The 21946-nt window shown below is 49.4% G+C and carries 22 protein-coding genes and 1 tRNA gene; 16 read left to right on the top strand and 7 right to left on the bottom strand.

Going from position 1 to position 21946, the window contains the following annotated elements; genetic code table 11:
* Window positions 1-100 precede the first annotated feature (100 nt).
* The 13 genes from XDD1_RS15850 to XDD1_RS15795 all read left to right on the top strand — a co-directional run bounded on the left by XDD1_RS15850 (window position 101) and on the right by XDD1_RS15795 (window position 11027).
* Window positions 101-367: a putative phage tail assembly chaperone gene (locus XDD1_RS15850; RefSeq protein ID WP_045971834.1), complete on the top strand. Its 267-nt coding sequence runs from the start codon at window positions 101-103 to the stop codon at window positions 365-367.
* On the top strand, window positions 343-558 hold the full coding sequence (locus XDD1_RS20420) for a DUF6890 family protein (protein WP_408068295.1): 216 nt from the start codon (window positions 343-345) through the stop codon (window positions 556-558). Before XDD1_RS15850 ends, XDD1_RS20420 begins: the two co-directional genes overlap by 25 nt.
* A complete protein-coding gene (locus XDD1_RS15845) occupies window positions 555-2786 on the top strand; it encodes a phage tail tape measure protein (RefSeq protein ID WP_045971833.1) in 2232 nt (743 codons plus the stop codon). The genes XDD1_RS20420 and XDD1_RS15845 overlap by 4 nt, the downstream gene beginning before the upstream one ends.
* Complete coding sequence (locus tag XDD1_RS15840; protein WP_045971832.1) at window positions 2779-3114, top strand: DUF2590 family protein; 336 nt, start codon at window positions 2779-2781, stop codon at window positions 3112-3114. The genes XDD1_RS15845 and XDD1_RS15840 overlap by 8 nt, the downstream gene beginning before the upstream one ends.
* Window positions 3104-4288, top strand: a complete 1185-nt coding sequence (locus tag XDD1_RS15835; RefSeq protein ID WP_045971831.1) for a baseplate J/gp47 family protein — start codon at window positions 3104-3106, stop codon at window positions 4286-4288. Before XDD1_RS15840 ends, XDD1_RS15835 begins: the two co-directional genes overlap by 11 nt.
* On the top strand, window positions 4281-4937 hold the full coding sequence (locus tag XDD1_RS15830; protein ID WP_045971830.1) for a phage tail protein: 657 nt from the start codon (window positions 4281-4283) through the stop codon (window positions 4935-4937). The genes XDD1_RS15835 and XDD1_RS15830 overlap by 8 nt, the downstream gene beginning before the upstream one ends.
* Before the next feature lie 11 nt (window positions 4938-4948).
* Window positions 4949-6742 (top strand): phage tail-collar fiber domain-containing protein, encoded by a 1794-nt coding sequence (locus XDD1_RS18515; RefSeq protein WP_052705731.1) that lies wholly within the window; start codon window positions 4949-4951, stop codon window positions 6740-6742.
* A 1-nt stretch (window position 6743) separates the two neighbouring features.
* Window positions 6744-7169, top strand: a complete 426-nt coding sequence (locus tag XDD1_RS15820) for a tail fiber assembly protein (RefSeq protein ID WP_045972675.1) — start codon at window positions 6744-6746, stop codon at window positions 7167-7169.
* Complete coding sequence (locus tag XDD1_RS15815) at window positions 7169-7897, top strand: hypothetical protein (RefSeq protein WP_045971827.1); 729 nt, start codon at window positions 7169-7171, stop codon at window positions 7895-7897. The genes XDD1_RS15820 and XDD1_RS15815 overlap by 1 nt, the downstream gene beginning before the upstream one ends.
* Entirely contained in the window at window positions 7869-8414 is a 546-nt protein-coding gene (locus XDD1_RS15810; RefSeq protein ID WP_045972673.1) for a baseplate complex protein, read from the top strand. The genes XDD1_RS15815 and XDD1_RS15810 overlap by 29 nt, the downstream gene beginning before the upstream one ends.
* The gene (locus XDD1_RS15805; RefSeq protein WP_045972671.1) at window positions 8401-10038 is read left to right on the top strand and encodes a hypothetical protein; all 1638 of its coding nucleotides are present in this window, start codon (window positions 8401-8403) and stop codon (window positions 10036-10038) included. The genes XDD1_RS15810 and XDD1_RS15805 overlap by 14 nt, the downstream gene beginning before the upstream one ends.
* 343 nt (window positions 10039-10381) lie before the next feature.
* The gene (locus XDD1_RS19690) at window positions 10382-10558 is read left to right on the top strand and encodes a type II toxin-antitoxin system HicA family toxin (RefSeq protein ID WP_038268917.1); all 177 of its coding nucleotides are present in this window, start codon (window positions 10382-10384) and stop codon (window positions 10556-10558) included.
* A gap of 55 nt (window positions 10559-10613) precedes the next feature.
* Window positions 10614-11027, top strand: coding sequence for a type II toxin-antitoxin system HicB family antitoxin (locus XDD1_RS15795; protein ID WP_038268972.1), 414 nt, complete (start codon window positions 10614-10616; stop codon window positions 11025-11027).
* A 720-nt stretch (window positions 11028-11747) separates the two neighbouring features.
* On the opposite strand, the gene XDD1_RS15790 is transcribed toward XDD1_RS15795, so the two are convergent.
* Window positions 11748-11823: transfer RNA gene (locus tag XDD1_RS15790), tRNA-Ile, on the bottom strand.
* Window positions 11824-12082: 259 nt separating this feature from the next.
* Between XDD1_RS15790 and XDD1_RS15785 the strand changes: the two genes are divergently transcribed.
* Complete coding sequence (locus XDD1_RS15785; protein WP_045972669.1) at window positions 12083-12862, top strand: GNAT family N-acetyltransferase; 780 nt, start codon at window positions 12083-12085, stop codon at window positions 12860-12862.
* 56 nt (window positions 12863-12918) lie between these two features.
* On the opposite strand, the gene rpoD is transcribed toward XDD1_RS15785, so the two are convergent.
* The 3 genes from rpoD to rpsU form a co-directional block, all read right to left on the bottom strand.
* A complete protein-coding gene (gene rpoD, locus XDD1_RS15780; protein ID WP_045972667.1) occupies window positions 12919-14766 on the bottom strand; it encodes an RNA polymerase sigma factor RpoD in 1848 nt (615 codons plus the stop codon).
* 282 nt (window positions 14767-15048) lie between these two features.
* Window positions 15049-16797, bottom strand: a complete 1749-nt coding sequence (gene dnaG, locus XDD1_RS15775; protein ID WP_045972665.1) for a DNA primase — start codon at window positions 16795-16797, stop codon at window positions 15049-15051.
* Between the two features lie 114 nt (window positions 16798-16911).
* Window positions 16912-17127, bottom strand: a complete 216-nt coding sequence (gene rpsU / locus XDD1_RS15770; RefSeq protein WP_001144069.1) for a 30S ribosomal protein S21 — start codon at window positions 17125-17127, stop codon at window positions 16912-16914.
* A 443-nt stretch (window positions 17128-17570) separates the two neighbouring features.
* Between rpsU and tsaD the strand changes: the two genes are divergently transcribed.
* On the top strand, window positions 17571-18608 hold the full coding sequence (tsaD, locus tag XDD1_RS15760; protein ID WP_045972661.1) for a tRNA (adenosine(37)-N6)-threonylcarbamoyltransferase complex transferase subunit TsaD: 1038 nt from the start codon (window positions 17571-17573) through the stop codon (window positions 18606-18608).
* A 138-nt stretch (window positions 18609-18746) separates the two neighbouring features.
* Here tsaD and plsY read toward each other — a convergent pair whose 3' ends face one another.
* A complete protein-coding gene (gene plsY, locus XDD1_RS15755; protein ID WP_045972658.1) occupies window positions 18747-19406 on the bottom strand; it encodes a glycerol-3-phosphate 1-O-acyltransferase PlsY in 660 nt (219 codons plus the stop codon).
* Window positions 19407-19515: 109 nt separating this feature from the next.
* Here plsY and folB point away from each other — a divergent pair, with 109 nt between their 5' ends.
* Window positions 19516-19869, top strand: a complete 354-nt coding sequence (gene folB / locus XDD1_RS15750) for a bifunctional dihydroneopterin aldolase/7,8-dihydroneopterin epimerase (protein ID WP_045973723.1) — start codon at window positions 19516-19518, stop codon at window positions 19867-19869.
* 80 nt (window positions 19870-19949) lie between these two features.
* Here folB and XDD1_RS15745 read toward each other — a convergent pair whose 3' ends face one another.
* Window positions 19950-21107, bottom strand: a complete 1158-nt coding sequence (locus XDD1_RS15745; RefSeq protein ID WP_045972656.1) for a multifunctional CCA addition/repair protein — start codon at window positions 21105-21107, stop codon at window positions 19950-19952.
* A 27-nt stretch (window positions 21108-21134) separates the two neighbouring features.
* Window positions 21135-21755: a TIGR04211 family SH3 domain-containing protein gene (locus XDD1_RS15740; protein WP_045972654.1), complete on the bottom strand. Its 621-nt coding sequence runs from the start codon at window positions 21753-21755 to the stop codon at window positions 21135-21137.
* Between the last annotated feature and the right edge of the window lie 191 nt (window positions 21756-21946).

Raw genomic sequence — 21946 nt, 5'->3', positions numbered from 1 at the left:
TGGTTTATATCATCATGGAGTATTCCACCTTATATGGAACGTGTGCCGCCCGGCATAATCAATTAGTGGATGAAATTAATAAAAGAAAGGAAATTACAAAATGAAAGAAAATAAAATCATTACCTTAATTATCGGCGAAAAAGAAATAAACTTTGAACCGAATATTATTGCCTATAACAGCATGATTAATGATATGACGATGGATAATAAGATTGTTCCCATTGTCGCTTATTTACGTCGCATTGTGCAGCCTGCCTCAAAAGCGGCGCTGGATGAACTCCTGCAAATCCCCGGCGCAGCCATGCAGATTGTCGAGCGCGTGAATTCGGAATATGCGCCTAAATTGGAAATCGAAATAAAAAACTAAATGCGCGGGTCAGGGCGATTGATAATAGCTTATTCGAACAGGCATTAATATTACGCCGCCACTATTTACCGAATGAGCCGGATAATACCGAAAGTTTAGCCCGTGCTATTTGGCTGGATAACCGTTATTGGGAATATACGCGCGTGTCAACCGCCAATGGCATTGCGCTGGCATTTAAGGGTGAAGCATGAGTAACGAATTAGATTTTACCTTAAGTCTGATTGATAAAATCACCAAACCCCTTGCCAGTGTCAAAGCGTCGGTCGCGGGGTTTGCCGAGGCCTCACAGGATGCTTTCGGCAAGCTGGCCATCGGCGGGGCGGGGTTGGCCGCTTCGTTCTGGTCAATCAAGGGCTTTCTTGATCCGGCCATTGAAATGGAAGAAGCACTGCAAACCGCCTCCTTGCAGGGAATTGACAGCAATGTAATGGATAAGGTGGCGAAAGATGCCATGACCTTTAGTTCCCGCTATGGCAAATCGTCGATAGAGTTTGTGCAATCGGCGTCAGCCATCAGCAAGGCCATTGGCAGCCTGTCACAAAATGACCTGCCGCAGATGACCCATATCGTGAACACCACGGCCGCCGCCCTGAAAAGCAGTGCCGAGGATGCCAGCACGTATATGGGGCAGATGTTTGCCCAGTTCTCCAGCCATGCAAAAGACGTCGGGCACCTGCAATTTGCCGAAGAGTTGGCAGGCAAGGCGGTGTTGATGTCGAAAACCTTCGGCACTTCCATGACCGATATTGCCGATTTGATGGAGGGTGCCCGCGCAGCCGGGACAAACTTTGGTATCGGTATTGATGAACAGTTGGCGGTCTTGGGGGAATTGCAACGCTCGCTGGGTTCAGAATCCAGCGGGGCGTATGAGTCCTTTATCACCACGGCGGAAGCTGGCGGGAAGAAACTGGGGTTAAGTTTCGTTAATGCGTCGGGCAAATTGCTGTCCATGCCGGAAATGCTGGAGAAGCTACAGGCCAAATACGGCAAGAGCATTGAAGGGAACCTGAAAGCACAGGCAGAGATTGATGAAGCCTTTGGGGATTCCGCCGTGGTCATTAAACAGCTTTACGGCAATGTTGATGTGCTGCGCAAAAACATGACGGCACTCGGTGCCAATGACGGCATGAAGCGCACCCGCGAGATGGCCGAACGGATGGCGAACCCGTGGGAACGGCTGGAAGCGATTTGGCAGAATATCCGCATTGCCATTGGTTCAACCCTGCTGCCGGTGATTAAGCCGTTGGTCAATCAGATGGCGGATGCCAGTCAGACACTGGTGCGCTGGCTAAAACTGTTTCCTAATATCGCGCGTTGGGTCGGTTATATCTCGCTCGGTATCCTGAGCTTTGCCGCCGCAGGGGCGCTAGCCAATATCGTCATGGGGGTGTCCCGCTTTATCTGGCTGGGTTTAATTCCCTTGTGGAACACGGGGGCGTTTATGTTTTCCCTGTTGACGGGAAAAATGAACGTCATGTCAACAACCAGTACAAAATTAGCCAGCCTGTTAACGCGCCTGCGCGCCAGTCTGGTTATGACCCAGATAGCCTCTTGGGCAACGGCGGCCGGGTTTACGGCCATGGCATGGCCTGTGTTGGCGATCATTGCGGTGATTGCGGCGTTGGTGATTGCGGTCATTAAATTCTGGCAACCGATTAAGGCCTTTATTAAAGGGTTTATGCAGGGGTTCAGCGAGGCGGGCAGTTCGCTTGCCCCGTTGTCACCGGCTTTTGATGCCATAGGCGCGGCCATGGGGTTTGTCTGGGAGGGGGTTAAAAGCCTGTTCGGCTGGTTCGCCAAGTTACTGTCGCCGATCCAATACACTGATGAAGAGTTACAGGGAGTGACTGAGGCGGGCAGTTCGTTTGGCCGCATTGTGGCGGGTGCCATTGGCCTGATGATGATGCCGTTTAATCTGGTGATTCAGGTGATTGGCACGCTGATACAGGCGTTTCAACGTGCCGGGCAGTTGATTAGGCAGGGCTGGGATGCGCTGTGGAACTGGGTTGGCAGCTTTTCACTGGTGGATACTTTGTCCGGCATGGCGGACAGTGTCGGTGATCTGTTCAGTGGCTTATGGGACAGCATTAAAGCCTCATTCGGGGAAGCCTATAACTGGATTATCGAGAAGTTAAATTATATTCCGGGCATCAACATTGAAACCAAGGCCATTGAGGGCGCAGTTTCAACCCCTAAATCGGTTGTCCAGCCCTCCGTGGATAATCAGCAGGTGGCGGCGTCCATCATTACAGGCGGGCAACTGAAAGGCATCAACAAGGGCGGGCTGAGTCAGAACCTGAACAGTCATAAACAGACGTCAATTGATAACAGCCGCCGGATTGAAAACGTGACCGTCAAGGTCAACGGCAGCATCACACCGGAACAATTAACGGAATGGGAGCAGGTGGCTTATGGATGAGCCGAAATACATTGATTTATTGATAACCAAGGGCAACTTTACCCTGAACTCCGGGAATGAGCCGCGTTTTTGCCACAATCGCTTTTCTGTCGGTCAGGATTGTGTGCACGCCATTATGGAAAGTGGCCTTGCAACCGAACTGGTCGCAGAGCGCAGCCCGACCCTGCGCGCGGATATTCGCACCCAGATAGAAATTTTGGTTGAAGATGACGAAAGGATTATTCCGGGCACGGTCATCATTAACGAAGAGACGCCAACCCAGTTATGGATCACGGCGGAAACTTATGATTTTGGCCGCCTGAATGTGAGTGTGGGGCATGGAAACTAAACCGTCGATTGATTACGAAAAGGTACTGCGTGACAGCGGGATGCCGACCACGGAAGCCGATATCAGCGCCGCCTTTACCAAGGTTGTGGATGACGCCGGGTTAGTCACCAATACCTCGCGCATGTCCCCGTTCTGGCGGCTGGTCAACACCCTCGTGACGCGCCCGGTGTTGTGGCTGAAAGAGGCGTTAATCAACGTCACCCTGAAAAATATGTATCTGGCGACGGCATCGGGATCATGGCTGGATATGTTTGCATGGGGCGTCAACCTGAAACGCAAGCAGGCAACCGCCGCGCAGGGGGTGATCCGTTTCTACAAGGCGGCGGGAGCCTCGGCGGTGATGGTGCCTGCCGGAACGGTTGTCCAGACTGAGCGCATTAATGGCGAAATCTACCGGGTCAGCACCACGGAAAGCGTGGTGATAGCCGAAGGTGTCACCAGTGCCTTGCTGCCTGTGGCCGCAGAATTGGCAGGCGGTGCCTTTAACTTGGCATCCGGCTATTTCCGGCTCCTGCCTGTGGCAGTGTCCGGCATTGAGCGGGTACAAAATGAAGAAGGCTGGCTGTTAACGCCCGGCGCGGATGCCGAGTCCGATGATGATTTGCGTGACCGTTGCCGCAACCAATATAACCTGGTGGGAAACTACCACACCGATGCCGTTTATCGAGGCATGATAGCCAGCCGCGTGGGCTTGAGTATTGACCGCATCTTCTTTTTGCATGATGCGCCCCGTGGGGCAGGCACGGCCAATGCTTACCTGTTGCTGGATTCGGGCGTCATTAGCCAGCCGTTTATCAATGCGGTGAATGATTACATCAGCAATCAGGGGCATCACGGGCACGGGGATGATATGCAGTGCCTGCCGATGCCGGAAACCCATCATGTACTGACAGTAACGCTGTTTGTAGTGAATCTGGCGAACTACAGTCAGGAACAGATAGACACATTAAAAACCGATGCCGGCAACCTGATCCGCTGCGCCTTTCGGGAAAATACCGACTATCCGGTGAAGAAAACGTGGCCGTACTCGCGTTTTTCCTTTTCCAACTTGGGACGGGAGATCCATCGCGAGTTCAGCGAGGTGGAATCACTGACCTTTTCATTGGGTGACATTCTCAGTGAACTGAGTGTGCCGCGCCTGCAATCGCTCACGGTGGAGGTGAAAAATGGCTGAGTTCCGGGAACGTCTCGCCCGGCTGGCGTTGCCCTCATGGATGAACAAGGGCGAACCCGCCAAGTTATTGCAGGCGGCGCGGGTATTCTGGTTGGGCGTGTATGACTGGTTAAAGTGGCCGTTAGCCCAACTGGACGCCGAAACCTGTTCAGAGGCGCTGTTGTCGGTGCTGGCGTACCAGCGGGATATCCAGCGCTTTAACGGTGAACCGCTGCCGTTGTTTCGCAAGCGGGTGAAATACGCCTTTATCAATGCCAAAGACGCGGGCAGCGTGGCAGGTTTCATTGCCATCTTTGATCGGCTGGGCGTGGGCTATGTCGAATTGCTGGAGCGCCAGCCGGGCATTGACTGGGATGTGATTATCCTGCGCCTCAGCGACGGCCAGATAGCCGCCAATCCCGATTTGCTGATGAATATCATCCGCCAGTATGGCCGCACCTGCCGCCGCTACCGTTTTGAGGTGATCGCCAAAAATCAATTGCTGATGCGGGCAGGCAGCGTGGGGGCAGACTATTGCTGTTATGCCGCTGCCATGCCGACCCAGCCGTTATTGTTAAGAGTCGGCCATATCGCGGGCGTTGCCGTCTGTGACCATGCCAGCCTCAAGGAAAATACCGCACCGAATGTCACTTACGGTGCTTCATTATAAGGAAATAGAACATGTCCTCAGTGATTACCTTGGACTTTGAAAAATGGAAAGCGCAACAAGTCGCTGCCGGAAACGCAGTAATACTGGACGAGTTTATTTTTGCTAATGTGCCGGGTTTAGATCCGTCTCAGGATATTAGCCGCAGTGAGCAACTGCCTGCCGCGCAATATATCGTACACCGTCAGGCGGTGAATAAAACCGGGCTTGCCAGTGAGAACGCCGTGGCTTACAGCGTCACATTGGGCACCGAAGTGGGTAACTTTGATTTTAACTGGATTGGCTTGCTGAATAAGGCGTCGGGCGTGATTGGCATGATCACCCATGCGCCAGCCCAGAAGAAAATCAAGACCGCCAACGGCTTGCAGGGCAACGTCTTAACCCGTTCTTTCTTGCTGGAGTTTGACGGCGCGGCCAAAGAGACGGCCATCACCACGACAGCCGAAACATGGCAGATTGATTTTACCGCGCGTTTGTCCGGTATGGATGAAATGCAGCGCCTGATCAATACCGACAGCTACGGCGAGGCGGCTTTTTTCGGCGATGGCTTTGCGGTGATCCGCAACGGTGATCAGTACACGGTGAAAAAAGGGTTGGCCTATGTCGGCGGGCTGCGCGGGGTATTGGAACATGACCAAACGTTAAACACGATGCGCAATACCCGTGTGTATGCCGATTTTAGCTATCAGGGCAATCTGGTGAGCCAGTGGAAGACGGTTGTTAAAATTACCGTTGCGAATGACCTGAAAAATTATGTGGATGCGGCGGGGTATCCGCATTATGTGTTTGCGATTGCGAGTATTGATGGTAACGGGAATGTGATTGATTTGCGTCCTAAAGGCGCATTGAGTGATCGTGCTATTGCAGACCTCAATACCCGAAAAATTAACGGAAAATCGCTATCATCTGACGTCAATTTGAATGCGAATGATATAAATGCTGTTTCTGTGTTCGGAGGGGTGATCATTTCAGATAACAAAATAATCGAATTGAGAAACGCGACGCCGAACGCTGCAAACTATATTTATGGAACTGACGCCCGCGGAAATGCACGCTATCTGCTAGGTTGTGGTTCAGGAAAAAACACTGTGTCGTTAACTAATAACCAGACGCAAACTGATCTGGAGATCGGTGATAAACGCGCGTTTATCGACGGCGAGGAAATTGCAACGGTAAAAATAGTTAACGACAACGCTAACGGGCGAGTGCCAGTTACTCGGAAAATAAACGGAAAATCAATGCGATATGATGTTTTTTTGAATGCTGGCGATGTGAATGCGGTATCTGCATTTGGGGGTACAATTATTTCAGACAATAAAGTTATTGAATTGAGAAATGCGACGCCCGGTGCTGCAAACTACATTTATGGAACTGATGCCAGCGGAGACGCTCGTTATCTGTTGGGCTGCGGTGCCGAATCCAATCATGTGTCATTAACTAATGTGAAAACGAGTACACATTTAGAAGTGGGAAACGGGTCAGTATCGTTAAATGGGAAATTATTGGCTACCGTTGAAACCATCCCAACAGATATATTGGTTAAATCAACTACTGGACACTGGAAAAACGTTGACACAGGTATGATCTTACAGTGGGGGACAATCAATATGACGTATCCGGGGACGTATCCGATACAGTTCCCCGCAATGTTTCCAACGGAATGTGTCAATGTGCAGATGACAATATCAGATTCTGCCAATAATCCCAGTATAAACAATGTGCAGGCACGCGACCGCACCACAACGGGGTTTACTGCCATTACGGCGGAAAATGGTATCCAATGCAACTGGTTCGCAGTGGGGTATTAACATGAATTATATCTATAGTGCAAAAACTAACGCATTCTACCCGGTTGATTGGAAATCAGATTACATTAACGCAGGGTCATGGCCGGATGATGGGATAGTGGTTAATCAGGCTGTTTTCAACGAATTTGCAGGCAATGAGCCACCCATAGGGAAACTGCGCATTGCTGGTTATGGCGGATTACCTGCATGGGGAGATATTCCACCGCCGACACCGGAGGAATTGCAGAGCCAGGCAGAACAGGAAAAAAGGCAATTGTTGCGCGTTGCTAATGAAAAAATTGGTATTTGTCAGGATGCAGTTGACTTGAATATCGCTACAGTTTCGGAAAAAGTTGTTTTAAACGAATGGCGACGCTATAGGGTATTACTCAACCGAGTGGATTGCTCGACCGCCCCTGATATCGATTGGCCGGAGCAACCCGAATAATGCACTGGCAACGTAAAACCCTGCAATTGTCCCCGGCGCTGTCGGGGCTGTCTGCCAGCATCGTGCCCGTACACCCGTTTATTTACGGTGTCGGGCAGCAGGCCGACAGTGGCAGCTACTTAAGCCCGGCCAACGCCATTCATTACCTGTCAAATAAGCTGACAGGCGCAGGTCACCTGAATGCCCTTGTGTTAATGGTCTGTGCCAAGACCCACGCTGAATTTATGCAGCACTTAACGCAATTTTCATCCGTGTTGCCGTTGCCGGTCTTTTCCCAAGTCACGCGCATGGCAAAAACCGCCGAACGCCTGAGCATCAGCAAAATGCAATTGCCGGGCAAACAGGGCGGCGGGTTGCCACTGCCACAACCATTGTCAACCGCAAGTAGCCGCTTGGCCGCCAATGCCCAACTGATTGAACAGGCCAAAGCACAGGCCAGCGCGGGCAGCAGCCTTGCCGGATTAAAAGCACAGTTAAGCGGATTTACCACGGCCAGACAAAACGCCTTGCAGCAAGTCAGTGATGCCCTGAGTGGCGCAATGGGCAACACCGCCCCCGTTTGGGCATTTAGCGGAACAGGCCACGGTGCGCTGTTGGCCGAGAAGCTGCGCAAGGAAATACCGGAACCGGACGCCGTGTATACACTGGCAACCCTGTTTGCCGGAGACAACATCAGCGCATTAGAAAGGATGCTATCGCATGAGCCAAATTATCACCCTCGCCCTTGACGGCGAGGCCATCCCCTTAAAAAGCCTGACCGTCACCCCTTCGGTGATGTTTCAGGATCAAGACCAAAGCGGGCAGTCATCCAGCACCGCTGTAGCGGAACAGGGCATTAAGCCGAAAGAACTGCGCATCACGGGCGTGATTCCCTTTACTGAACAGAAAACCTTGTCGCGCCTGTTTGCGCTGGCCGAAGCCAAGGAAAACGGCAACCTGAAACGCTACCGGGTTGCCAACCTGACTGCGCAGGCCATTAATTTTCGCATTGGCACGTTCACGGGCACGATTGATGCCAGCAAGGTGGACGGCAAGCAGGCATGGCAGGTCACTTTTACCTTACGGGAACATTTATCGGTGTCGGAGAAACGCGATGCCCGTGCGGCCGGCAATATTCCGGCCAAAAAGCAGACCGGACAGGGCGGCAGTGCCGCCAAGGAAGAGCCGGAACAGTTAAGCTGGTTTGAACGAAAAGTGCTGAAACCGATTAATGACAAAATAGGGGCAGCTAATGAAACCGATTAACCGGCTTTATCTCTCCGGGGATGAAGTGCATCTGGTTGACGCCAATCTGATGCTGGAACTGTCAGCCTGTGGCCGGGGCTTTATCACGGCCGAGACGGCCACCGATTACACCGGAAAACTCGTCCGGTTGGATGTGGGTTACACCGATTTGGTGCTGCGCTGGTTTACGGGCTATGTGGAGCGTTCGCAGCCTGCCCAGAACGGCTACCAGCGCTTATTTGTGCGTGAGCTGGCCGGGGTGTTTGATCGTCCTTGGCCGTGCTCGTTTCAGCATCCGACCCTGCGCCAGATTGTGGACTACTTGCAGGCGCACAGCGGGCTGACCTTTATCTTGCCGCAGGCACCCTATACTGATAAACCGATCCCGCACTACACCCATAACGGCACGGGCTATCAGTTGCTGGCGAACTTGGGGCAGGTCTTCGCCATTGAAGATTATATCTGGCAACAACTGCCAGATGGTTCGGTGTATCTGGGCAGTTGGGCGCATTCGCTGTTTGCCGGGAAGCCCGTCGATATTCCCAATGAATTCAGCAAGAGCCAGTCCGCAGGCAATGCCATGACCCTCCCGATGATCCAATCGCTGCGCCCTGGTGTCGTGGTCAATCAGCAACGGCTGACCAAGGTCAACCTGAACAATGAAAACATGACCCTCACATGGCAGCCCAAAGGCCAACCGGAGAGTAAAACGCCCGCCCAGCGCCAGATTGATGCGGCTTACCCCGAATTATCGGCCGGGCTGCATTTGCCGAAATTCGCCCGTATTGAGGCGCACACCGAAAACACGGCCAGCGGCGATATTTCCGATCCCTTCCGGCCGCGCTATGCGGTTGATGTGCAATTGCTGGATGATAACGGTCAGGATGCTGCCGCCCCGGTTTATCAGGCTGTCCCGCTGCCGTTGCCAATGGCGGGCGGCGAATCGGGCATGTTCCAGTATCCGCCTATCGGCACAATGGTAGAAATTGCTTTTGAGGGCGGCCGCCCGGACAAGCCCTTTATCCGCCAGACCCTGAGCCAGGGCAACACCCTGCCCGATATCAAGCCGGGTGAACAGTTGCAGCAGCAGCGGGCGGAAGTGTCGCAAAGAGTGACGCAGGAGGGCAGTTGGATACGGCAAACTGACCAGACCATTAACGAGTCCTCCATGCACCGCATTGTCAAGGCCGACACGGAAACCCGCACCCTCGTGGCACGGGAAACCACGCTACAGGCCACGGACAAGACCACGGTGTTGGGCACATCGACCTTACTGGCGGGTGCAGTTCAGCAGATTGCAGACGGTGATTACTGCATGGCGACCTCATCAAATCTTGTCGCCAGCGTGGGAAAGGTCGCGGATATTGAAGTCGGCCAAAAGCTGATAGAAAAAATCGGCCTGATCCGCCAGAGCATCGCCGGAGCCAAGCAAGAGATTGTCGCGCCGGTGGTCTGGGTAGGCAGCCAGCAACTTAACGTGATGACCCTGATGTTAGATACGTTGGATGTAGTCAGGGAACTGGCCGAACTGACCGCCGCCCATACCCATCACAACACCGGCACCCCGGAGAACGCCAGCGCAATACGCAACACGGCGCATAAATCGGATGGGCTTAAACAGAAGTATTCGCCTGTGATTGGGTGAGTATCATCCCTTTGTATGAGATTTTTTACGCCATAGCATAGGTTGATATTTTATGTGTGAGTATTAGAATAGTAGATATCAATAAACGCTTTCATCTGATGGCTAGGAAGTTATCGCGCTGTGACTTAGGTTGCTCCTCCTTAGTCACCGTATGGATAACCATCCATCTCGTCAAAGTCAAAACAGAAAATCAACCTCACCAATTGATTTTCTGTTTTACCAAATTAACCCTGCTTCGGCGGGGTTTTTGTTTTTCTGGGGTAATAAAAAAATATTACAAATGCATTGACAAGGTAATAAAAAAATATTACTATTTTACCATGTTAAACAGAATGGAGGATGAGTGAAGCAGAGTGAGTTCAGGCGGTGGCTTGAGTCTCAAGGGGTGAAAATCAAGAATGGAAAGAATCACTTGATACTCTTATATGGAGACGCGAGAAGTGCAATGCCAAGACATCCGAGCAAAGAGATTAACGAAAAATTAAGGTTAGGTATCCTTAAACAGTTAAAACTCAAATAACTAACCAGCCCCTTAAGGGGCTGGTTCTTGGGCTAACTCTCATCACTATATGATTATGCGATATCCAGTCAATATCGAAGAAGACGGAACGAACTTGTTTGTCTCGTTCCCTGATATACCCGAAGCACTAACGTGCGGCGATGATTTGGCCGACGCAAAAGCGATGGCCTATGATGCGTTACTCACTGCTTTTTCCATGTACTTTGATGATGAGGATAAAGAAATTCCGTTACCAGGTCATACGGTAACAGAACACTATATTGATATTCCGGCCAGCGTTGCAGCTAAAATACTTTTGCTTAATGCAATGGTAAGGTCAGGCGTCAGCCGTTCGGAACTGGGGCGCCGTGTTGGCATTCAAAAGCAGAACGTCAAGCAATTGCTGGATGTGTATCACGCGACAAAGATTGACACAATAGAAAAGGCGCTATCAAGTTTAGGTTATGAATTAATCCTAACGGCTGCTTAACCTGACTGATAGTGCTTATCGTTAGATCAAAAGGCTACCCCTCTTTGGTGTAGTCTTTTTGTTTATGTTTTTACCCTCCTCATAAAGCGCAGCCCGCCGCACGCCACGCCGTTCACTGTCTCACTCGTTGCCCAGCCGTGGTTAATTTGGATCGCGTCCCTGCGTCGCGCTCAGGCTGCGCAATCCCCACGAAATAAAAGTAAACCCGACGTAAAACGGACTACACCGCACCCGCCTGCACGTTTTGGATCAAAAAATGTTTTCAGTTTTAAAATCTTACAAGACGAACCGCCAGACCGCGCCAGCACTGGCGGTGTGGGAGGAGTCGCAAAATGAAACGGGTGAAAAGATTTTCAGGAAATTACAGTTTTTGGATCAAAAACGGATCGCGGGGAAAGTATCATTGCATTGATATTAAAGGGAAAATCCTATTTTACGTGAGAATTAAGATCACGAGGAAAGGTTAAGGAGAATTTCGAAATGCAGCAATGGTGCGGTTTTGTGGTCATCAGGAAACTGAAATCAACAGAATCAATAAGCATCTTTTCACTGACCGAAAAAGTTTTTTTTGCTTGGTTTAATTGAATGAAAAACATCCGGTAAAAAATGGGATAGAGAATGCTAAAAAATTCTATCGCCATTTTATCGCCACTGATCTATAAAAACAAAAAAGCCACTTGTCTAAAAGTGGCCTAATATACTGATTTTACGGCTAAAATTTGGTGGCCCCTGCTGGACTTGAACCAGCGACCAAGCGATTATGAGTCGCCTGCTCTAACCACTGAGCTAAGGGGCCAGTGAAGTGGGGGAGATTATACGGTACAGTTTGGTCTTAGGTCTAGCCCCCCAAATTTATATGCGTGTTTTATATACAATAATGAGTCTCTTTTAACGCTTTTTAGCCTGTAGGAAGTCATCTGAACCCTTTTTTAGTGATGTGGGCTGCTTTTATAATAAATATTTCTGATTATTTACTGTGCTTTGTCCATAATTTGGCCAATATAATCTTGTCAGCATAGTTTTGTGTTTTTTATAAAAAATTTTGGTAAATCAATATGAAAAAATCCCCTTTATCAGCCGCTGTTTATGCCCATCACCAAATAGAGGATCACTTTTTCTCATCGATTAGCCAAATGTCTTGGCATATCAGTCAAAGTGTTCGGGCTTATGTAACAGGCGTTGAAACGCAATCATTGAACTTTTTATTGGTGACTGATATTGATGAGCAAACAGCAGAGGATCTACAAACAGGAATTCGATTGCTGGATGAGAAAACCTATGTCCCTTTTTCGATTGTCACCGTAGAACCCAATAGCCAAATTTTGGCGGTGATCCAGCAGGCTGGGTTTACGTTTGATGCTGATAGCATCACTACGGCTATGCAGCTTGATTTGGTGAATTGGCAAATGAACGCGGTACCCGCCCTGAAATACGAAATTCGACGTGTTGACCACGGCTTAGATCATTGGGCAATCCCGATAGAAAGTGCATTTGAGACCGGTGATGCTATTTCCGGGCAATACCAAAAATGTCATCAGGCGGCTTTGGATGCAGGAAAAAATCTGCAACATTATGCTTTGTATGTCGATAGCCAGCCAGTCTGTGCTTTAACCTTATCAAGATTAGATAATATTGTTCGCCTTGATGAGATCAGTACGGTGGTGGAAAAACAGAGAAGGGGATATGCGGCGGCTTTGATCAATGATGTGTTGAATGAAGCCAAGCAGCAGGGTGCAACGGCGTGCTATTTGGATGCTTCCAGCGAGGGTGATGGATTGTATCGGCGCATTGGGTTTGAACCATTGTTTGAATATCAATCATTTATCCGCCAATAATAAAAAAAGCGCCTGCCGAAACAGACGCTTTTCAGATTTATCAGCAAATTCGTTGATTAGTCATCAAGGAAGCTGCGCAATACTTCGGAACGGCTTGGATGGCGCAGTTTACGTAGTGCTTTTGCTTCGATCTGGCGAATACGCTCGCGGGTGACGTCAAATTGTTTACCCACTTCTTCCAGCGTATGGTCAGTGTTCATATCGATACCAAAACGCATACGCAGAACTTTCGCTTCACGTGCGGTCAGACCCGCCAGCACATCGTGGGTTGCTGAACGCAGGCTTTCTGACGTTGCTGAATCCAGCGGCAGTTCAAGCGTGGTATCCTCGATGAAATCGCCCAGATGTGAATCTTCATCATCACCCACAGGGGTTTCCATGGAGATTGGCTCTTTGGCAATTTTCAGTACCTTGCGGATCTTGTCTTCCGGCATCAACATGCGCTCTGCCAGCTCTTCCGGTGAAGGCTCACGCCCCATTTCCTGCAACATCTGGCGGGAAATACGGTTGAGTTTGTTGATGGTTTCAATCATGTGTACCGGAATACGAATGGTACGTGCCTGATCCGCGATAGAACGTGTGATTGCCTGACGGATCCACCATGTCGCGTAAGTTGAGAATTTGTAACCACGACGGTATTCAAATTTATCAACCGCTTTCATCAAACCGATATTACCTTCCTGAATCAAATCCAAGAATTGCAGGCCACGGTTGGTATATTTCTTCGCAATCGAAATAACCAGACGCAGGTTGGCTTCAACCATCTCTTTTTTCGCACGGCGGGCTTTCGCTTCACCGATTGACATGCGACGGTTGATATCTTTGACCTGTTCAATGGTCAGGCCGGTTTCTTCTTCAATCTGGCGTAACTTTTGCAGGCTACGCATCACTTCTTCTTCAACTTCCAGCAATTTGTCAGACCACGGCTTGTTCATGGCTTTTGCCGCGGTGAACCAAGTGTCGGTGGTTTCATTGCCAGAAAATAGCGTGATGAAGTTTTTCTTCGGCATCTTGCACTGCTCAACACACATCTTCATGATTTGACGCTCTTGAAGACGGACGCGATCCATCATGGAACGCATGTTGTTGACCAGATGATCAAACTGTTTTGGTACCAGACGGAACTGTTTGAATACTTCAGATAAAGTCAATATTTCTGCCGCGGTATTGGAATGGCTGCGACCATAAGCCTTGATCGCCTGACGAGTCAGTTCATATTGTTCACGCAGTTCGCAAAATTTCTGGCGAGCGAGTTCTGGATCGATGCTGTTATCATCTTCGCTGTCAGAATCATCTTCACTCTCTTCATCCTCGTCATCTTCGTCATCAAGCTCTTCCTGAGGAAGTTCTGAGCCAACGTGTGTGGCTGAAGGTGTCAGATCTTCTTCTGCGTTAGGATCAACGAAACCCGTGATCAAATCGGACAGGCGGCTCTCGCCAGATTCAACACGGTCGAACTGTTCCAGCAGGTAAGTAATCGCTTCAGGGTATTCAGCAACGGAGCACTGCACTTGGTTGATGCCATCTTCAATGCGCTTTGCAATGTCAATCTCACCTTCGCGAGTCAAAAGCTCAACCGTACCCATTTCACGCATGTACATGCGAACCGGATCGGTGGTACGGCCGATTTCTGACTCGACACTCGATAACACTTGTGCAGCCGCTTCCGCAGCGTCTTCATCTGTGTCGTTTGTGTTTTCTGCCAACATGAGATCATCGGCATCAGGTGCTTCTTCCATCACCTGGATGCCCATGTCATTGATCATTTGGATGATATCTTCTATCTGATCAGAATCGACGATATCTTCCGGCAGATGGTCATTGACCTCAGCATAGGTCAGATAGCCTTGCTCCTTACCTCGGGTGACAAGTAGCTTTAGCTGTGACTGCGGGTTTTGCTCCATAAGACGGTATCCACACTTCAGAGTATTGGTTGGTGTCGGTCGGCGAAACAAATATGCCAACAATAGTATTTAGGGGCGTTTTCATTGTATTGCCGCTGCCCTCAATTGCGGCAATTGTAGGGGTATCCACCCTACATAATGCGGCAGTTAAGCCGTGAATTCTGTATCTGTGATTTTAGGTTTTGGTTTAGAACCTGTTTCACCAAGCTATATTTTTATCGCGCGTTGTTTTCAACAAACTCATATCATCTTGAAGTAATATAGCCTTGCTGAAACAGATTCTTATTTCCTCGCGCTGGATTCAGAAATCAGCCAGACTTCTTTACGTTCTTCTGGTGTCAGGCCTTCCGTTCTCTCTTTGGCCATCAGAAAATTAAAACGTTCATCAAGTGCTGACGCGAAAAGATGGTTAAGTGCATCGCCAAAAGTTTTTTCAGCAATCTCTTCTATCTGTATATCGTTCCAGGCAGCGAGTTTTTCAAGCTGTTTCGCATATTTATTATCGCGGTATTGCTCCAACAGTTGCCCTGTGGTTAGACCCGGTTGAGCAAGGCACGTGTCGACAAGCTCTATGAATAATGGCAATCCTGCTATCTGGGTAGAAAACATTCCCTGTAATGGGGGAACTAGTGTCGCTAAATGCGGGTTCTGCACCAGCAATGCGATCAATATGCGCATTGTTGTTGGTTTCAGTTTTAGCGCCTGATAAGTATTGGTATCTTTTTTGACAAGTTTTGCCAGAAATCGTTCCAATTGTGTCGTATCAGGCGTACCTAACAAGTTTCCAAGCTCTTGCAGCAGGTAAAGTCGCAGTGTTTCCCCTGGGATTTTACTGATTAGCGGCATGGCCAGCGAACTGAGCTTAGTCGTTCCTTCCGGGTTACTTAAATCAACCTGTGGCAATAGTGACTCGAACAAAAATGCAGATAAGGTTAATGCCTTTTCCATCCGCTGCTCGAATGCTTCCCGCCCTTCTTTGCGAACCAGTGAATCAGGATCTTCGCCATCCGGCAAGAACATAAAACGTAATTGCCGGCCATCATTCAGATAAGGCAGCGCGGTCTCCAATGTCCGCCATGCAGCATCACGACCCGCACGGTCGCCGTCGTAACAACAGATAACATTATCGGTTGTCCTGAAAAGCAATTGAACATGTTCGGCCGTTGTGGATGTGCCCAGCGAAGCCACGGCATAGTCAATGCCAAATTGGGCCAGCGCAACCACATCCATATAACCTTCAACCACCAATAGCCTTGTCAACGATTTATGGTTTTGTTGGGCTTCATAAAGGCCATATAGCTGGCGGCCCTTATGGAAAATATCTGTTTCCGGCGAGTTCAGGTACTTGGGCAGTGCATCGCCCAGCACTCTGCCGCCGAAGGCAATCACGCGACCACGACGATCGCGGATAGGGAACATCACCCGCCCACGGAAACGGTCATAAGTCTGGCCTTGATCATTCGTGACCAGCATACCGGCATCGTCTAACTGTTGCTGCTCTTCCTCATTGTGGGCAAATGTTGTCAGGACATTATTCCACCCATTTGGGGCGAAGCCGATAGCGAAACGTTGAATGATCTCTTCACTGAGCCCGCGTTGGTTCAAATATTGCCGGGCTGATCGCGCGCCGGGGCTATTCAGTGAATGCTGATAGAAGCTGTTGAGCTTATCCATCAACTGGTAAAGATTTTGCCTTTGGTGACGTTCAATTTGACCGCCACCGGAGCCTGCTTCGTAGGGCACTTCCAGCCCGTGCATGGTTGCCAGTTCTTCGATGGATTCGACAAAGTCTAATCGGTCATAATTCATCAAAAAATCAATGGCATTACCATGCGCTCCGCAACCGAAGCAATGGTAAAACTGTTTGTCGCCATTAACCGTGAATGAAGGGGTTTTTTCGTTATGAAAAGGACAGCACGCTTGATGATTTTTACCTTTCTTTTTCAAAGGCACCCTAACATCGATCAAATCAATGATATCGGTTCTTGCTAATAAGTCATTGATAAATGCGCGTGGAATTCGTCCAGCCATAAGCCCTTTTACGCCTGTTGATGAACGAGAATAAGCCGCGCTTCCTTTGGGAAAGCACGGCCTTTAACTGCAGTAGTTTGTTAATACAACCACTAAGCGGACTGGCCGCAGAGATTAGTACAAACGAGTGCGGCGTGCGTTTTCACGAGCCAGCTTCTTAGCATGACGCTTAACAGCAGAAGCTTTAGCGCGTTTGCGCTCAGTCGTTGGTTTTTCATAGAACTCACGACGACGAACTTCTGCTAATACGCCTGCTTTCTCGCAAGAACGCTTAAAGCGACGCAGTGCTACGTCAAATGGCTCGTTTTCACGTACTTTAATTACTGGCATGTGCCTCTCACCTCAATAGAAATCGGGTTTGTCGCTGGCGCGATAGTGCCAGCCGTCTTTAAAATGGTGCGGAATTTTACTTCAATGAACACGGCTTTGTAAAGTGCCGAGGAAAATTGAAACCGATAACGCCACGGGTTACAGACTGCTTTTTTCGTACATAAGATCAGCAATCTGAGATTGGCGTTATTAACATTAACCACACAGGATATTCAAGTAGGGGATTGATTATAGACTAAACAGAAAAAATAGCCAGTCTGTAATTGACTCAAAGGTGAGAATGTTGATATGGCGAGTGATTGTCGACAGGGGATTTAAACGGGCAAAGGGACATCAACATAGCGGTTCATAAATAGATAATGGAACATAGATAGTGTTACACTGACGCCCGCTGGAAGTGATACGAATGATATAGTGACCAAACAACGAGACAATATATTGCAATGCGAGTTTTAGGTATAGAAACGTCCTGCGATGAAACCGGAATCGCAATTTATGATGACAAAACCGGTCTGCTAGCCAATCAATTGTACAGTCAGGTCAAGCTGCATGCTGATTATGGCGGTGTCGTGCCTGAACTGGCGTCCCGTGACCACATTCGTAAAACGGTTCCTTTAATTCAGGCGTCTTTGCAAGAAGCGGGCCTGACGAGTCAAGACATTGATGCAGTTGCTTACACCGCAGGGCCGGGATTGGTTGGTGCATTGCTGGTTGGGGCAACCATCGGGCGTTCACTGGCATTTGCGTGGGGTGTACCGGCGATTCCTGTGCATCATATGGAAGGCCATTTGTTGGCACCGATGCTGGAAGAAAACAGCCCTGAGTTTCCCTTTGTTGCCTTACTGGTTTCAGGCGGTCATACCCAGCTTATTAGCGTGACAGGTATTGGTGAATACACCTTGTTGGGTGAATCCATTGATGATGCCGCAGGTGAGGCTTTTGACAAGACAGCCAAACTGCTTGGTTTGGATTATCCGGGCGGGCCATTGCTTTCCCGCATGGCGCAACAGGGCAAGGCAGGGCGTTTTGTCTTCCCACGTCCGATGACCGATCGTCCGGGGCTGGATTTCAGTTTCTCCGGCCTGAAAACGTTCGCCGCGAATACGATCCGCAATAATATTCATGGTCATGATGTCGCTGAGGATGAGCAAACCAAGGCGGATATTGCCCGCGCATTTGAAGATGCAGTGGTGGATACGTTGGCGATTAAGTGTAAGCGAGCGTTGGAACAGACGGGATTCAAGCGCTTGGTGATGGCGGGTGGCGTGAGTGCAAACCGAACCTTGCGTAGCAAGATGCAGGAAGTGATGGAAAAGCAGGGAGGCGAAGTCTTCTATGCCCGACCTGAATTCTGTACTGATAACGGGGCCATGATCGCACTGGCCGGCATGATCCGCTTGCAAGGCGGCACTGCCGGTGAATTAGGCGTAACGGTGAAAGCCCGTTGGCCGCTGGCGGATCTTCCTGCTCTGCAAAAATAATAGCAAAACACGCGGTTTGAGATGGGCCATTATCCGCATAGGGAATACGCACAAGCACCCTCGTGCGTATTCCCTTAAGAGCGGTCGCCATTTTTACAGCGTGCATAAAGCTGAGCTGTTTATTGGCGGCTATCCGGTTTAGTCGTCTTGCTGCTCTTGTTCTTTAGTTTCTTGAATTTTCTCTTTATCCGTCATTTCCTGTTTCTTTTTCAATTTCTGCCAGATGCGGCTTTCCTGCCCTCGCCACAGGCGTTGAATATTATCGTGATGGCGTACCAGCACCAGACATGACAGCATGGCAACGGGAAACGTGAATTCAGGTTTGAACCACCAGACATAGAAAGGGGCGATAAGTGCGCTGACGATGGCGCCCAATGATGAGTAGCCGCTTAACAGCACCGTGAGTAACCATGTCCCGGCGACTAACCCCATCAGATCCCAACCGATGGCGGCAATGGCACCAAAAGCGGTGGCTACGCCTTTTCCGCCCTTGAAATGGAAGAAGATGGGATAAATGTGCCCCAGACAGGCAGCAATGGCGATAATGCCTAAATAAAACGGGGAAATGTCGAGTTTGTATGCCAGCCAAACCGGTATCAGCCCTTTTAAAACATCACAAACCAGTACGGCGAATGCAGCCCACTTACCGCCGATGCGCAGTACATTCGTTGCCCCTGGGTTGCCGGAACCATGCTGACGGGGGTTGGGAAGCCCTGCCAAACGGCAGATCAATATCGCGCTGGATATAGAGCCACATAAATACGCGAAGATGATCATGCCAAGCGCGATTGCACTCATAAGATATCTCCAATGAATAAGGGTCGTTTTCTTAAGTCTAACAATGGATAATACGCATATTTCGTCGGAAGTGGTATCTGGCGAACCGAAAAACGGGGAAAAGGTCGTGATGGATATCGTATTTATTGAAGAATTAACCGTGATTACCACGATTGGTGTTTATGACTGGGAACAGACCATTAAGCAGAAATTAGTGCTCGATATCGAAATGGGATGGGACAACAAACGCGCTTCTTCCAGTGATAATGTGGAGCACTGTCTGGATTATGCCAAGGTGAGTGAAGCGATTATTCATCATCTGTCAGGGCAATGTTTTGCGCTGGTCGAACGGGTTGCCGAAGAAGTGGCCGGTATTTTGCTAAATCAATTTCATTCACCTTGGGTCAGGGTGAAAATCAGTAAACCCGGTGCGGTCGCACACGCTAAAAGCGTAGGCGTAGTCATTGAGCGGAATGCGGGCTAATTGGCCGCTTTATTGGCTGGCTGCATGGAAAAGCGTCCCAATTTGATTAATCATTTGGGACGCTAAATCGATTGATTAACTTAATCAACCGACGATTGTTTCCAGTCTGCGATGGCCATGTGCCGTTGGCGTTCCAGTTCGGTGCGAATTTCTGCGCCCTGAAATCCTCGGGCAATGACGTCTTGAACGCTGACTTGACGGGCAATGGCAAACACTTCACGTAAATAACCCGCTTGTGGGTAAGATGCAGTTTCCTTTCCGGCGTACCCACAATGGTCTGCTTCACTACAGATAATCAGTTGTTCAATGCGTTGTGGCTTGCGCCAGGCATCCACGGCATTAAACAGGGTCAGCAGGGCTTCTGGTGACAATTGTTCTGCGCTATGTACCCAGCCGTGGTATTGCGTCACGATCATCGCTAAGTCGCGCGCTGAGTTGGGAATGCGCAGCCGTTCGCACATCTGTTTCAGCGATGTCATTTCGATGTGGCTGCATAGTGAGGCAAAACGAATGTCGGTCTCTTCACTCAATTGGGTGGATATTTGCAAAACCTGTAGTGCATGAAGCCCGGCGTCATGTTTAACCAGAGCAGCGCCAAACAGATTATCGATCTCAGGAAAGAGTACCGCCAATGCCCCGCAATCACGCAGAACCTGAAAATAGACTTGGGGTGATGGTGAGGTGAGTGCCTTTTCAGTTTCCCGCCAAACGCGCTCAGGGGTCAATGAGGACAATTCACCACTTGCAACCATTTCTGCAATAAGTGATTGCGTTTCTGGTGCAATGAAAAAGCCTAAATGGGCAAAGCGAGCCGCAAAACGCGCCAAACGCAGCACACGCAACGGATCTTCTGTAAACGCAGAGGAGACATGGCGCAACAGGCGATTGTTGAGATCATTAGCACCATGATAAGGATCGATTAATTCACCGTCAGGTGTTTGTGCAATGGCGTTAATCGTTAAATCACGGCGCAACAGATCTTCTTCCAGCGTCACATCGGGAGCAGCATAACAGCTAAAACCGGTATATCCCCGACCGGATTTTCTTTCGGTGCGAGCCAGCGCATACTCTTCATGGGTCTTAGGATGCAGGAAAACCGGAAAATCCTTGCCAACCTGTTGGTATCCCTGAGAAATTAACTCTTCTGGGTGACTTCCGACGACAACCCAATCCCGTTCGGTGATAGGCAGACCCAACAATTGATCGCGCACTGCGCCGCCAACCAAATAGACTTTCACGCTTACTTCCTTTCCTTGTTCCTGAAATCAGCTCATCCAACGATCTTTATTTTTACGGCGAGGGATAATGTGTGGCAGTATAAGCCCTAAAATCAGGCCGATCCCCGCAACCCCACCGCCATAAGCAAACCACTGCAAGATGATCGCTCTTTGTTTATCATCCAACTGCAAGTTGGCCGCTTCAACCTTTTTCTCAGCCACGGTTAATTTACTCTGGAGCTGGGCATTCTCTTTTTTCAGATCGTTAATGGCTTTATCGCTGGTTGCCACTTTGTTTTGCAACTCAGCGGTACGTTTATTCCACTGATCGTCAATGGTGGCCAGCTTCCCAGTCAGCGTTTTTATCTCCTGTTCCATTGCGGGAAGGCGTTCACGCAGGCTTGGAATGGCGCTGAGTTCGCTTGCGAGTATCCAGCTTGTCCGCCCTTTTTGGTCTTGAATTTGCAAGAAACCATTATCTGATCTAGGGCTGATTAAAGTGACCTCTTCACCGGCATTCAGTGAACCAATAATACGGTTTTTAATGCTTGGGCCGCTACGGATGTAAGCGGATAGCTCATCGGAAACATAGCGTTTTTCTTCAGCGTGTACGGATAATGGAAGAGTAAAACTCAATAACAAGATAAATAATCGATGTAGTTTTTGCATTCTGTGTTCAACTGTTCTTTAGTGTATGGATCAATCGAGTGTGGACTAATCGTAATTTAAACTACCTAAAGGATAGTAAAGAGTTAAGTTTATAGGTGCAATCAGTAAACCAGAATGAATGCGATATCAACAGACCGAATACAGGCCCTGTTGGTGGGTTTTTTGGCGAAGTGAATGTGATGTTGGTTGAG

Source organism: Xenorhabdus doucetiae (assembly GCF_000968195.1).
Taxonomy (GTDB): Bacteria; Pseudomonadota; Gammaproteobacteria; order Enterobacterales; family Enterobacteriaceae; genus Xenorhabdus; species Xenorhabdus doucetiae.
The sequence above is the reverse complement of the archived record's forward strand: the minus strand, read 5'-3'. Positions and strand labels throughout refer to the sequence as shown.